Source organism: Paenibacillus sp. (assembly GCF_031177825.1).
Taxonomy (GTDB): Bacteria; Bacillota; Bacilli; order Paenibacillales; family YIM-B00363; genus Paenibacillus_AE.
The window spans coordinates 64,452-77,616 of the sequence record NZ_JAPSKE010000017.1; the positions used below are offsets into that span (position 1 = coordinate 64,452).

Below are 13,165 nucleotides of genomic sequence, written 5' to 3' on the forward strand. Positions count from 1 at the left end.
TTCTTTATTGCGCTTTACGCTGGACGGTTTCTCTCGTAAGAAATTCGCGGATCTCCTCGATGGTCAGACCCATGCGCTTCGCCATCAAGATCAGTTCCAACCACTCTGCGTCCAAGCGTTTCATTGCTTCTTCCACGGAAAACCCAGCCTCCTAGAATAAACCCCAATAGTAGCAAATAGTGCAGTGTTCCTATCCGCCCAATATCAGCATTATACCCCTGATACAATTTGTATTTTGTCAAAGTTTGTAGCCTGAAAAAAATTTTTTAGGCGGAATTTTGTCGAATCATTGGAAAAAAATGAAAAATAGACGAACTTATCCCCCTTCTTCTTTCTTCCGCTCTTCGAAAAAAAGTTTGCAACATGAGTCGATATTCATTTTGTTCGTTTTAAGGAACTATGTTATAATTATCGTTATAGTATAAAGAACAATTCAAACGAAAAGGACGACAAACCATGGACAGCATCGGGAATCGCATTAAAGCCATAAGAACACAAAAACGCCTCTCGCTCTCCGAACTCGCGGAGGCGGCAGGCGTGGCGAAGTCATATCTGAGCAACGTAGAGCGGGACATTCAAAGCAATCCGTCGATTCAATTTATCGAGAAGATGGCCGCTACGCTGAAGGTCCCGATCAATTCTTTGCTGTTCGGGGAGCAGGAGGATGAGCCCTTGGACGCGGAATGGACGCAGCTCGTGCAAGAGGCGATGGCTTCCGGCGTAGACAAACAGCAATTCAAGGACTTCCTGGAGTACCAAAAGTGGAAGAAAAACCAGTAGGCTTCAGATCCGCATCGCATTCCTGGGAATGGCAGCCGCAGCAAATTCCGGCGGGGTAAGACTTGTAGAACGCCGTCTTCATCACCGTCTGCATTTGTCGAACCGGCACAATCGATCTGCAACGAAAACAATACATCTCCATGATTCGTCCCCTCCCGAGCATGCGGTAACTATCAACTTGAACCTATAATATGTTACAAGTTGTATCATTGTCAATATGGAGAAAACGAAGAAAGGCGCCGCCCCCGTCGGGAGGCTTGCGCCGGTTCCTTCTTCGTCGCGTCTCGGACGCCGTTATCCTTGCCTCAGGTAGCGTTCTTTAAAGCTCGCCGCATCCACCGGAGGGCTAAGAATATATCCTTGAATGCAATCGCAGCCGTACGACGACAGCATCTCCCGCTGTTCCGGCGTCTCTACGCCTTCCGCCACGATCGCGAGCCCCAGCTTATGCCCCAGGTCGACGATCGCCTCGACCAACACCGCGTTCTTGGCGTCGTTCGTCATCGCCTGCACGAACGATTTGTCGATCTTCAGCGTGTCGAGCGGGAAGACGGATAAATAGTTCAGAGAGGAAAATCCCGTCCCGAAATCGTCGACCGAGACGGATACGCCGAGCTTCTTCAGCCGCTGCAGCGCGAACGCGGATTCCTCCGGATGCAGCATGACGCTGCTCTCCGTCAACTCGAGCTCGAGCCGCTCCGGCGGCAGCCCCGTCTCCGCCAGTACCGCGGCGATCGTCGCGTCAAGGTCTTGCTGCTGGAACTGCTTCCCCGATAAGTTGACGCTGACGCTCATCGACCGGCAGCCTTCTCGCTGCCATTCTCGCGCTTTCGCGCAAGCGGTGCGAAGGACCCATGTCCCGATTTCGTGAATCAGTCCCAGCTCTTCCGCAATCGTGATGAACTCCGACGGCGGCACCCATCCGAGATCGGGCGAACGCCACCGGATGAGCGCCTCCATTCCGTAAATCTCCAAGTCGCAAAGCCGCTGCTTCGGCTGGTAGTACACCTCGAATTCCTGCCGTTCGACCGCGCGGCGCAAGTAATTCGGCAGCAGCAGACGCCGCATCGCCGAAGCGTTCATCCGCTTTTCGAAGAAGAGCATCTGGTTGCGCCCTTGCTCTTTCGCCGCGGCCATCGCGAGTTCTGCGTGTTTGAGCAGGATGTCCGCCTCTTTCGCGTCGTCGGGGTAACAGCTGGCGCCCGCGCTGCAGGTGAACGACAGATCGTGCTGGTCGATCTTGATCGGCGTCGTGACCGCTTCGATCACCTTCCGCACCTTCGGCAGCAGCGCGGGCTTCGACTCCGATTTCAGAACCAACGCGAACTCGTCTCCGCCGATCCGCCCGAGCAGCATCGAATGGTCGATGCATGCGTCCAAGCGCTTCGCGATCTCCTTCAACACGCGGTCTCCGAACGCATGTCCTAGTGAATCGTTGATCAGCTTGAAGTGATCGATATCGATCAACAGCAGCAGAAGCGTTCTAGACGGGATTCTCGACGCTTTGTCGACCTCGATCGACAGGCGATAGCCGAAGAACGCCCGGTTCGGCAGCGAGGTCAAGGTGTCGTAGCACTCCGATATAAACACCTGATGCTCCAATTCCTTCTGCCTCGTGGAGTCGCGGAAGCAGCACAGCGATCGAGGCTCGCCGTTCTTGGAGGGCAGGCGGCGAATCGCGCACTCCGCCCAAAACCAGTCCTCGCCCCTACGCATTTTCAACTCGCCGTGCCAACGGCCGGTCGACTCGATGCTTTCTCGGATATCCTCCTTTAGAGAGGCGGTGATCCGCTGATAGAGCAAGCGGGCGAACGGCTGTCCGACGACGCGCGCGCGGTCTTCTACATCCAACAGAACCAATGCCTTGCCGCTGACCCCGCATATGGTATCGCCCTCCAGCAGAAGCGCGCTCCATTCGTCGTCCAACGCAAGCAATACGGAATTGTCCGCGTACATCCGATTCAAGCCTCCGGTTCCTCTTACGAATTCCACACCCAATGTTTCACCGCGACCGGGATTTGCTGCAGCGACGTCTGCTTCTCCACCGCGCCGATCTCGAAAGCGACCTTGGGCATGCCGTACACGACCGAGGTCGTCTCGTCCTGACCGGCGGTTCGGGCGCCGCGGCCCCGCATCTGCAGCAAGCCCATGGCGCCGTCGCTGCCCATGCCCGTGAGCAGCACGCCGATCCCCCTCGGGCCGACGGTCGTCGCGACCGATTCGAACAGCACGTCGACCGACGGGCAATGCCCGCTTACCTTCGGACCCTCATACACTTCCACATGAAGCCTCGAGCCGCGCTTCACGAGCTTCATCTGTTGATTGCCGGGCGCCAGCAGCGCCTTCCCCGGCGCCACGACGTCTCCGCTGACGGCTTCTTTCACGTCGAACGCCGTTACCCGATTCAGACGTTCCGCATATGACTTCGTGAAGCCCGGCGGCATATGCTGCACGATGACGATGCCCGGACTCTCGGGCGGCAGCCCCTTCAGTACGGAGAGAATCGCCTCCGTACCGCCCGTGGACGCGCCGATCGCGATGACGTCGCAGGCGGTCGATGCCGCCCGCGGCTGCTCCCGAACGGGCGGCTGCTGCGCCGCCGGCGCGGCGGACGGCCGAGCGATCGTCGCCCGGGCGGCGACGCGAATCTTGCTCTGCAGCTCCCGCAGAAAGACGGGCGCCTCGACCCCGGTTCGGCTGCCCGGCTTCGCGATGAAGTCGACCGCGCCGCATTCCATCGCTTCGAAGACGTGGTCGGGCAGCGAGCTCATCACGACGACCGGCAGCGGGTACTGGGGCAGCAGCTTCTTCAGAAATACGATCCCGTTCATCTTCGGCATCTCGACGTCGAGCACCATGACGTCGGGCTCATGCTCCAAGATACGGTCGCGCGCCTCGTACGGGTCCGCGGCGGCGGCGACGACCTCGATCGACGGATGCTCCTCGAGCCCTCTGACGACCGCGTGTCGGAACAAAGCGGAGTCGTCTACGACGAGCACTTTGATTTTCGGCAACGCGTTCCCCTCACTTTCGATAAACCGCCGGCATGACGTATTCGAATTTCGTCTCGTCCCTCGGGATCGACTCCGAGTGACCGATAAACAAATAGCCTCCCGGCGCAAGCGCGTCGTAAAATTTATGCAGCAGCTCGGAGCGCAGCTTGGCGTCGAAGTAAATCATCACGTTCCGGCAGAAGATCACTTGGAACGGACGCCGGAACGGGAACGGATGGATGAGATTGAGCGTACGGAACAATACTTCGTTCTTCAACTTGGGAACGACGGCGAAGCCGTCGGTCCCGACGGGTTGGAAGTACGCGCGCCGCCACCGCTCCGGCAGCTGCAGCACATCCTCCCGCTTGTATACGCCGCCCTTCGCATGCTCGATCGCCTTCGGCGAGATGTCGGTCGCCAGCAGCTTCGTATCCCATGACGCCTTGTCCGCGCCGAAGTAGTCTGCCAGCAGCATCGCCAGCGTGTACGGCTCCTGCCCGTAGGAGCAGCCTGCGCTCCAAATCCGCAAGTCGCGGGAGGCGACCGTCCGTTCCAAGTACGGGAGCACCTGATCTCTCAGGAAGACGAAGTGCTCCGCTTCCCGGTTGAAGTACGTGTGATTCGTCGTCAGCCTCGCCGCCAATTCCCGGAGGGCGACGCCCGTGCCGTCGCGCTCCAAGTATTCGACGTATTGGCCGAAGCTGTGCATCCGTCGCTGCTCCAAGGCGGGAAGCAGACGGCTCTGGACGAGCGTCTTCTTCTCGGTCCCGAGGTGAATGCCGAGATATTTCTTTATGTATCCGGCAAGATGCCGGTATTCCTGCTCCGTTAGCGTCGTCATAATCGACCCCTACTCGTATTTGCCGAAGTCGTCGTCGTCCAATCGGATTCTCGGTTTGCCGGATGCGGATGTCGCGGCGACCTCCGCCCGGGCGAACGCCGGCGCGAGCCGGGTCCGATTCGAATCGTGTCCCGCGTAAGCTTCGTAGCCGCCGAAGCCCATCGAAGACGTATTCCGCTTCAACCGGAACTTGCCGACCATTTCCTTCAGCTGCTCGGACTGGCCGGACAGCTCCTCGCTCGCCGCGGCGCACTCCTCGCTCGTCGCGGAGTTCGCCTGAATGACCTCCGATACTTGCGCGATGCCCTGGTTCGCTTGCAGAATGCCCGAGGCCTGCTCGTTCGAGGCGTTCGCGATCGACCCGACGAGGTCGGCCGCTTTGCCGACGCCGCCCACGATCTTCTCGAGCGCGGCCGCCGTATCGTTCGCGATTCTCGTGCCGGCCTCGACCTTCTTGATCGAGCCTTCGATCAGCGACGTCGTATCCTTCGCCGCGTTCGCGCTGCGCGCCGCGAGGTTCCGCACCTCTTCCGCGACGACCGCGAAGCCCTTGCCGTGCTGCCCCGCCCGCGCCGCCTCGACCGCCGCGTTCAGCGCGAGGATGTTCGTCTGGAACGCGATCTCGTCGATCACCTTGATAATCTTGGAGATGTTGCCCGACGATTCGTTGATTTGCTCCATCGCCGCCAGCATCTCTTTCATCTGACCGTTGCCCTGCTCCGCGTCCTCGCTCGCCGATATCGCCAGCCGGTTCGCTTGTGCCGCGTTCGCCGCGTTTTGCTTCGTCTGCGACGCGATCTGCTCCATCGACGCCGTTAGCTGCTGAATCGAGGACGCCTGCTCCGTCGAACCTTGCGACAGCTCCTGACTCGCTTCCGACACCTGACGGGAGCCCGAAGCGACTTGCTCCGATGCATTCGCGATGTTATGCAGCACTTCGTTCATGCTGTCCGTCATCGCGCCGAACGCCTGCGCCAGCGTGCCGATCTCGTCCTTCGTCCGGATGTCGATGTCGACGTTCAGATCCCCGTCGGCCACCTTCCGCGACGCCTCGACGAGCGTCTGGATCGGGCGCACGACGAAGCCCGAAATCCAGGAACCTAGGCCCACGGCGAGGAGCATGGCAATCACGATGAGAGCGATCATGACGAGAGACGCTCGGTTCGCCACGACCGTATTTTCCTCTACCTTGAGCTTGGCTTGGCGCTCCAATTCGCTCATGAACCCTAACGCCGCGTCCGAAGTCAGCGATGCCTGTTCCGACAGCTTCCCGTATTGGAGCTCCATCGCTTTCACGTTCTCCCCGGCCAACGCGAGACGAACAACTTCTTGGTTTCCGGAGTGAAAGGCGGCGAACGCCGCTTCGAGGGACTCGTACAGCGTCCGACTCTCTTCGGCGGCCGCAACCGTCGCCTTCAACCGATCCATCATCGGCTCCATCTCGCCGTGCAGTTCCGATATGCGATCCGCGCGTTGTTGCCGATAGTTCGGATCATCCGACAGCAGCACGTCTCTTGCGGCGACGCGCATACTGTTGAACAGTTCCATCCAGCTGCCGAGAACCGCGATCGGCACCGTATTTTCCTCGTATAACTCCGTATCGCGGTCATCGATCGATTGGAAATTCACGATCGCGAAGATGCCGATCATGGCGGCGATGCACGCAACGATCGCGTACCCGAAGACGAGCTTGAGGCGAAGCCTAAGATTCAACAACCAATGGTTCAAGAGGATGACCTCCTAAAGATGAATTCACGTCCTTGACTCATGCTCGAAATCGGACGAATTGAAAAGGCAGTCCGCCTCACTCGTATTTGCCGAAATCGTCGTCGTCCAACCGAATTCTCGGTTTGCCTGTCGCAGGCGCGGATGCCGCGGCGACCTCCGCCCGGGCGAACGCCGGCGCGAGCCGGGCCCGATTCGAATCGAGTCCCGCGTAAGCTTCGTAGCCGCCGAAGCCCATCGAAGACGTATTTCGCTTCAACCGGAACTTGCCGACCATCTCCTTCAGCTGTTCGGACTGGCCGGACAACTCCTCGCTCGCCGCGGCGCACTCCTCGCTCGTCGCGGAGTTCGCCTGTATGACCTCCGACACCTGCGCGATGCCCTGGTTCGCTTGCAGAATGCCCGCGGCTTGTTCGTTCGAGGCGTTCGCGATCGACCCGACGAGGTCGGCCGCCTTGCCGACGCCGCCCACGATCTTCTCGAGCGCGGCCGCCGTATCGTTCGCGATTCTCGTGCCGGCCTCGACCTTCTTGATCGAGCCTTCGATCAGCACCGTCGTCTCCTTCGCCGCGTTCGCGCTGCGCGCCGCGAGGTTCCGCACTTCCTCGGCGACGACGGCGAAGCCCTTGCCGTGCTGGCCCGCCCGTGCCGCCTCGACCGCCGCGTTGAGCGCGAGGATGTTCGTCTGGAATGCGATTTCGTCGATGACCTTAATAATCTTCGAGATGTTGCCCGACGATTCGTTGATTTGCTCCATCGCCGCCAGCATCTCTTTCATCTGGCTGTTCCCCTGGTCGGCGTCCGCGCTAGCCGACATCGCCAGCATATTCGCCTGTTCCGCGTTCGCCGCGTTCTGCTTCGTCTGCGACGCGATCTGCTCCATGGACGCCGTCAGCTGCTGGATCGAGGACGCCTGCTCCGTCGAGCCCTGCGACAGCTCCTGACTCGCTTCCGACACCTGGCGGGAGCCCGAAGCGACCTGCTCCGACGCGTTCGCGATGTTATGCAGCACCTCGTTCATGCTGTCCGTCATCGCGCCGAACGCCTGCGCCAGAATTCCGATTTCGTCCTTCGTCCGGATGTCGATGTCGACGTTCATATCCCCGTCGGCCACCTTCCGCGACGCGTCGACGAGCGTCTGAATCGGACGGCTGATCATACGGGAGATGGCGACGCCGAGCAGCATGGCGACGATAACGCCTAGAACGCTTAGGAATACCATGAGCATTATGAGTTTACTCGAGGATGCCGTGTTTTCGGCCACATCCTGTTCGGCAAGAGCCATATTCATTTGCATAATGCCCCGGCCGATCTCGTTGACGGTTATATTTAGATCGTTGCCTTCCTGATACAATTGAATCGCACGGGCTTTGTCCCCGTCCAACACGGCCTGGAACGTGTTTTCCAAGTGTACGAAGTAGGTATTGAAAGTGTCGAACAACTTATTGTAGAGCTCCCGCTCCTCTTCGTTCGCGATCCCCTTGGCGTATTCCGCCAAAGAGGCGTCCATCTGTCGTTTCAGTTCGTCGAACCGCTCTTTGCGGCTGATATGTACCTGGGGGTCGTCCAGAATGAGGGCATCGCGCAAAACGACCTTCATACTGGCGTACTGCTCCAACCAGTTCCCTATATACGCGGTCGGCTTCGTATTATACTCATATGTGTCAGACAACCTGTTGGATAAGTTTGCCAAACTGATGGACCCGATCGCGCCGATGACGCCCGCCAGGACGGCGATAACGCCGAATGAAGCAAGTAACTTTTTGCTGATTCGTAGGTTGCGGAACCATTGCATGGGATGGACGCTCCTCTTGAGTTTGATGTGGATCGAATGTTATTCGTACTTCCCGAAATCGTCGTCTTCCCAGCGGATCTTCGGCTTCCCGGATAAGGATGCGGCGACCTCCGCTCGAGCGAGCGCCGGCATAACCCGCGCGCGCCCCGTTGCGCCTACGCCCGCATAAGCATCGAACCCGCCGAAGCCCGCCGAAGACGCGTTGCGCTTCAAGCGGAACTTGCCGACCATCTCCTTCAGCTGCTCCGACTGGCCGGACAGCTCCTCGCTCGCCGCCGCGCACTGCTCGCTCGTCGCGGAGTTCGCTTGGATCACCGCCGACACCTGCGCGATGCCCTGGTTCGCCTGCTCGATGCCTGACGCTTGTTCGTTCGAGGCGCTCGCGATCGATCCGACGAGCTGGGCCGCATGGCTGACGCCGCCCACGATCTTCTCGAGCGCGACCGCCGTGTCGTTCGCAATTCGCGTACCGACTTCTACCTTCTTGATCGAACCTTCGATCAGCACCGTCGTCTCCTTGGCCGCGTCCGCGCTGCGCGCCGCGAGATTCCGCACTTCTTCGGCGACGACCGCGAAGCCCTTGCCGTGCTGTCCGGCCCGCGCCGCCTCGACCGCCGCGTTCAACGCGAGGATGTTCGTTTGGAACGCGATTTCGTCGATGACCTTAATAATCTTCGAGATATTGCCCGACGACTCGTTGATTTGCTCCATCGCGGACAGCATCTCTTTCATTTGCCGATTGCCCTGCAATGCGTCCTCGCTTGCCGACAGCGCCAACTCGTTCGCCTGCTCCGCGCTTACAGCGTTTCGTTTCGTCTGCGAAGCGATCTGCTCCATCGACGCCGTCAGTTGCTGAATGGATGACGCCTGCTCGGTCGAGCCCTGCGACAGCCCCTGACTCGCTTCCGACACTTGGCGGGAGCCCGAAGCGACCTGCTCCGACGCATTCGAGATATTATGAAGCACCTCGTTCATGCTGTCCGTCATCGCGGCGAACGACTGCGCGAGCATGCCGATCTCGTCTTTCGTTCGGATGTCGATCGTCACGTTCAGGTCTCCGTCGGTTACCTTCCGCGACGCCTCGACGAGCGTCTGCACCGGGCGGGCGATCATGCGGGCGATTAGGAGACCCAGCGCGATCGCGAGCGCCATAGCGACGACGATCAAGACGAGCATAACCCACGTCGCCCGATTTCCGGTATCGAGGTTTACAGACAGCTTCTCGTCGGCCTGTCGCGATTTGACCTCCATTAAATCTTCCGTTGCACGCGTCACCGTCGACGTTAGCTCAAGCATCTGATATAACTGATCCCAGCCTTGTTCGCTTTGTCCCGCCAAGCCTAACCGAGCAGCTTCCAGCGTACCCTCGTAATACTGATCGAACGCTCCGTTGAGCGTTCGATAATGGTTACGAACCTCGTCACTGCGGATCGACGCTTCGAATTCCGCCAACAACGGTTCCATATCTTCGAACAGTTCCACGACCCTGTCCGCCCGTTCCTGTTTGTACGCCGGATCGTCCGACAGGAGGACATCTCGTACCGCCACCCGAGTGTTTTGATAGAGTCCGGACCACTGACCGAGCAAAACCACCGGTCTCGTATTCACTTCATACATTTCTTTATCCCGCGTCGTGATATCCTTCAAATTTACAATCGCGAACACGCCGACCACACCGGCGATGACGGCGACGACGACGAAAGCGGAAACCAACTTATGTCGAAGCTTCATGTTCAAGAACCAGCGCCTCATCCGAATACCTCCTGCGTTCGAAATATTACCCGTTCGACTTGATCTGCTGCAGATCGTCGTCGCCGATCAGCTTCGAGCAATCCAGCAGCAGCTTCACGCTGCCGTTCACCTTGCCGATGCCGCGGATGTACCGCTGGCTCGTCTGGTTCATGTTCGGCGGGTCGACGATGTCGCCGTCCGCGATGTTCAGTACCTCGGCGACGCTGTCCACGATCAGGCCGATCGTGACGTCTTCGAAGTGAATCACGATGATGCAAGTCCGATCATTGTATTCCCGCACCGGCTTCTGGAACCGGAGCCGCACGTCCATGACGGGAATGATCGTGCCTCGGAGGTTGATGATCCCTTTCATATAGACAGGCACTTCCGGCACGACCGTGATCGGCTGCAGGTTGATGATTTCCGTTACGTACTTGATTTCGATGCCGTACTCTTCCGTCCCCAAGACGAAGGTCAGAAACTTCCCCTTTTGGGTATCCTCTTCCATAGACGCTTGATCCAAAATGATGTCCGACATGTCGTCGTCTCCTCTCTAGGCTGCAGGCTGCAGCAATCCGGATATGTCCAAAATCAAGCTGATGCTCCCGTCGCCGAGCAAGGTGCACCCCGATACGCCGTTGATCTTCTTCAAGATCGGCGGCAGCGACTTCACTACGACCTGCTGCTTGCCGAGCAGCTCGTCGGCGAAGATACAGACGGCTTCATCCTCATACTCCACCATGAGCATGACGCCTCGGTCGAGCGCCTTCACGTCGGTGTGCAGCGCATAACGTTCGTACAAGCGAAGCACCTGATGGCATCTGCCGCGAATGAGCAGCATCTCGTTGCCGTCCGGATCGCGAATGATCTCTTCGTCGTTCACCCGGAACGATTCCCGGATCGAGCCGGTCGGCACCGTAAACCGGGATTCGCCGACTTTGATCGTCATGCCGTCGATGATGGCGAGCGTCAGCGGAATTTTCACGACGACCGAGGTTCCCTTGCCGAGAGCGCTCTCGACGTGAATCGTGCCGCCGAGCGCCTGAATGTTCTTGTTCGCGACGTCCATCCCGACGCCCCGTCCGGAATATTCGGTGACCGCTTCCTTCGTCGAGAAGCCCGGCAGGAAAATCATGGAGTAGATTTCCCGTTCGCTGTACTCCTCCTCGGCCTTATGCAGCAAGCCGTTCGCTTTCGCCTTCGCCAAAATGTTGTCTTTATTAAGACCTCTTCCGTCGTCGCGAATCGTGATCCACACTTCGCCGCCGGCGTTCCTCGCTTCGAGCCACACCGCGCCCTGCGCCGGCTTCCCCGCCGCCGCTCGCTCTTCCGCCGCCTCCAAGCCGTGGTCGACGCAATTGCGGATCATATGCATGAGCGGATCGGACAGATGCTCGATAATGCTCTTGTCGACCTCGGTTTCCTGTCCTGCAATATGTAAGGCTACATCCTTATTCAGCTTCTTCGACATGTCGCGCACGATGCGGTTCATTTTCTGGAACGTCGCCGTCAGCGGCACCATCCGGATCGACATGACGACGTCCTGCAGCTCTCCGGTAATTTTCCTCAGCTGTCTCGCCGCCTTCAGGAACTGATCCAGCTGCAGCCCTTGCAGCTCCGGATGTTCCGTGACCATCGCCTCGGAAATCACGAGCTCGCCGACCAAATCCATCAGCTTGTCCATCTTCTCGACGTTGACGCTGAGGAAGTGACTCTGCGAGCTCTGGATCGACTCCTGCGCCGCTTGCATGGCGGGCGTAGGCGCCGGCGTCTTGATTTCCGCAGACGGCTTCGCGCCCTGTTGCGGTTCAGCCTCGATCGTCTCCGACGCGGCGGCGACCGTCGTCAGGTCCACTTTGCTGATATAGCTGGAGCCCGCGAAAAACTCGATCAGTTCGTCGTATCCCTGCGGGGATGAGAACTCGATGCGGAACCCGTCCCGACGAATCCGCTCGGAGCTGCCTTCGTGGTTCGTCATGATGTCCTCGGGCTCGTAGCCGAAAATGTCCGCGTTGTCCTTCAAGTTGTGAACGACCGTGAAGCAGCGGATATTTTCCATGCCGCAATCCTCGTCGAACCGGAGAACCGCTTCGTACACCGTCGTCCCCGGCTCCGCGCGGTCCGGTCGAGCCGATTCCGCCTGCGGTTGCCGCTCGCCGGTTTCGCGAGGCGCATCCGACGGCGCGACCTTGCCGCCGCTTCCCTGTTCTTTCAAATGGTGTATGTACGCCTTCACGTCGGCGACGAGCTCCGAGAAGTGGTCCTTCGTCTCTTCCCCGCGGTCGATCTTCCGCAGCTCGCTCTTCATCGCGTCGGACACCGACAGGACGAGATCGGTCAGCGACGTCGGGTCGTCGATCGCAGACGGATGCTCCCGCAAATAATGAAACAGATCCTCCGCGTAATGGGTCAGCTCCGAAATATGGTTATACATCATCATGGCCGAGGAGCCTTTGATCGTGTGCATGACGCGGAAAATTTGGTTGATTTGCTCGAGCGTCATCGCGCCGCAGCGTTCGACGTCGAGAATCGTCTGCTCGAGCTGTTCGATTAATTGATTAGATTCGTATAGGAACATCTCGAACATCGGCTCGCGTTTGCCTTGTTCCATCATCGGTTTCGGTTCACCCCGTCTTTTCTGTTGCGAGTCGCAGCAGCATCCCAATGGCCGCCGCGGTTCGCTCTTGCAAGGAGAAGGCGCACCCGCATCCTCTCCATTCGTACACTTGAGAGAAGAAGGCGCTCCAGAGGATGGAGCTGAACAGGTCCGGATCTATGTCCCGTCGCAACGCCCCTTCCTCCCGCGCTCGGCGCAGCAATCCTTCCACCGTCGTCTTCCGAAACGAATATATTCCGGCGGTCGTCTCCGCCATTGCAGCGTCGTACTGCATCGAATCGAACGCGTTCATAATGGAGGAGATCGCCGGGTACTCTTCATAATAGGCCGCCATCCGCCCCAGGAGCGAAACGATCGATTCGAACGGGCTCAGCTCGAGGTCGCCGATCGACTTCACGAAGCTGTGGTCGAACTTCGCGTAATACGCGACGACGGCGGCGACGACCTCGTCCCGATTTTTGAAGTGGCGGTAAATCGCCGCCTCCGAAATGCCCTCCCGCTTCGCGATTTCCCGTGTCGTCAGTCCTTGAAATCCCATCTCGTGTACGATGTCGATCGCCTTCAGCGTTATGCTTTTTTTGCGAGGCGAACCTAGCATTGCCCCACCTCCGAACCCAATGTTAGTAAACGGTCACTAACTTGAAATTAAGAATATATCCCTAGGTCGAAAGTCGTCAATTTAT

The 13,165-nt window shown here is 58.8% G+C and carries 11 protein-coding genes; 1 reads left to right on the forward strand and 10 read right to left on the reverse strand.

What is annotated here, in order from left to right; all coding sequences use genetic code 11:
• Window positions 1-4: 4 nt before the first annotated feature.
• Window positions 5-136 (reverse strand): anti-repressor SinI family protein, encoded by a 132-nt coding sequence (locus RIN49_RS18720; protein ID WP_309121681.1) that lies wholly within the window; start codon window positions 134-136, stop codon window positions 5-7.
• 320 nt (window positions 137-456) lie between these two features.
• Here RIN49_RS18720 and RIN49_RS18725 point away from each other — a divergent pair, with 320 nt between their 5' ends.
• Window positions 457-780 (forward strand): helix-turn-helix domain-containing protein, encoded by a 324-nt coding sequence (locus tag RIN49_RS18725; RefSeq protein ID WP_138197096.1) that lies wholly within the window; start codon window positions 457-459, stop codon window positions 778-780.
• A gap of 294 nt (window positions 781-1,074) precedes the next feature.
• On the opposite strand, the gene RIN49_RS18730 is transcribed toward RIN49_RS18725, so the two are convergent.
• The 9 genes from RIN49_RS18730 to RIN49_RS18770 all read right to left on the reverse strand — a co-directional run bounded on the left by RIN49_RS18730 (window position 1,075) and on the right by RIN49_RS18770 (window position 13,080).
• Window positions 1,075-2,736, reverse strand: coding sequence for a putative bifunctional diguanylate cyclase/phosphodiesterase (locus RIN49_RS18730; RefSeq protein ID WP_309121729.1), 1,662 nt, complete (start codon window positions 2,734-2,736; stop codon window positions 1,075-1,077).
• 23 nt (window positions 2,737-2,759) lie between these two features.
• Window positions 2,760-3,794, reverse strand: coding sequence for a protein-glutamate methylesterase/protein-glutamine glutaminase (locus RIN49_RS18735; RefSeq protein WP_309121682.1), 1,035 nt, complete (start codon window positions 3,792-3,794; stop codon window positions 2,760-2,762).
• A gap of 10 nt (window positions 3,795-3,804) precedes the next feature.
• The gene (locus tag RIN49_RS18740) at window positions 3,805-4,614 is read right to left on the reverse strand and encodes a CheR family methyltransferase (protein ID WP_309121683.1); all 810 of its coding nucleotides are present in this window, start codon (window positions 4,612-4,614) and stop codon (window positions 3,805-3,807) included.
• A gap of 9 nt (window positions 4,615-4,623) precedes the next feature.
• Entirely contained in the window at window positions 4,624-6,342 is a 1,719-nt protein-coding gene (locus RIN49_RS18745) for a methyl-accepting chemotaxis protein (protein ID WP_309121684.1), read from the reverse strand.
• Window positions 6,343-6,418: 76 nt separating this feature from the next.
• Window positions 6,419-8,134, reverse strand: coding sequence for a methyl-accepting chemotaxis protein (locus RIN49_RS18750; protein ID WP_309121685.1), 1,716 nt, complete (start codon window positions 8,132-8,134; stop codon window positions 6,419-6,421).
• 39 nt (window positions 8,135-8,173) lie between these two features.
• Complete coding sequence (locus tag RIN49_RS18755) at window positions 8,174-9,886, reverse strand: methyl-accepting chemotaxis protein (RefSeq protein ID WP_309121686.1); 1,713 nt, start codon at window positions 9,884-9,886, stop codon at window positions 8,174-8,176.
• A gap of 25 nt (window positions 9,887-9,911) precedes the next feature.
• Entirely contained in the window at window positions 9,912-10,403 is a 492-nt protein-coding gene (locus tag RIN49_RS18760) for a chemotaxis protein CheW (protein WP_309121687.1), read from the reverse strand.
• Window positions 10,404-10,418: 15 nt separating this feature from the next.
• Complete coding sequence (locus RIN49_RS18765; RefSeq protein WP_309121688.1) at window positions 10,419-12,479, reverse strand: chemotaxis protein CheW; 2,061 nt, start codon at window positions 12,477-12,479, stop codon at window positions 10,419-10,421.
• Between the two features lie 10 nt (window positions 12,480-12,489).
• Window positions 12,490-13,080, reverse strand: a complete 591-nt coding sequence (locus RIN49_RS18770; protein ID WP_309121689.1) for a TetR/AcrR family transcriptional regulator — start codon at window positions 13,078-13,080, stop codon at window positions 12,490-12,492.
• Window positions 13,081-13,165: the final 85 nt, after the last annotated feature.

What these genes read in the sequence shown, in the direction of transcription:
- RIN49_RS18765 (WP_309121688.1), bottom strand. Translation starts at nt 12,479, where the DNA reads ATGATGGAACAAGGCAAACGCGAGCCGATGTTCGAGATGTTCCTATAC.
- RIN49_RS18755 (WP_309121686.1), bottom strand. Translation starts at nt 9,886, where the DNA reads ATGAGGCGCTGGTTCTTGAACATGAAGCTTCGACATAAGTTGGTTTCC.
- RIN49_RS18740 (WP_309121683.1), bottom strand. Translation starts at nt 4,614, where the DNA reads ATGACGACGCTAACGGAGCAGGAATACCGGCATCTTGCCGGATACATA.
- RIN49_RS18750 (WP_309121685.1), bottom strand. Translation starts at nt 8,134, where the DNA reads ATGCAATGGTTCCGCAACCTACGAATCAGCAAAAAGTTACTTGCTTCA.
- RIN49_RS18760 (WP_309121687.1), bottom strand. Translation starts at nt 10,403, where the DNA reads ATGTCGGACATCATTTTGGATCAAGCGTCTATGGAAGAGGATACCCAA.
- RIN49_RS18730 (WP_309121729.1), bottom strand. Translation starts at nt 2,736, where the DNA reads ATGTACGCGGACAATTCCGTATTGCTTGCGTTGGACGACGAATGGAGC.
- RIN49_RS18725 (WP_138197096.1), top strand. Translation starts at nt 457, where the DNA reads ATGGACAGCATCGGGAATCGCATTAAAGCCATAAGAACACAAAAACGC.
- RIN49_RS18770 (WP_309121689.1), bottom strand. Translation starts at nt 13,080, where the DNA reads ATGCTAGGTTCGCCTCGCAAAAAAAGCATAACGCTGAAGGCGATCGAC.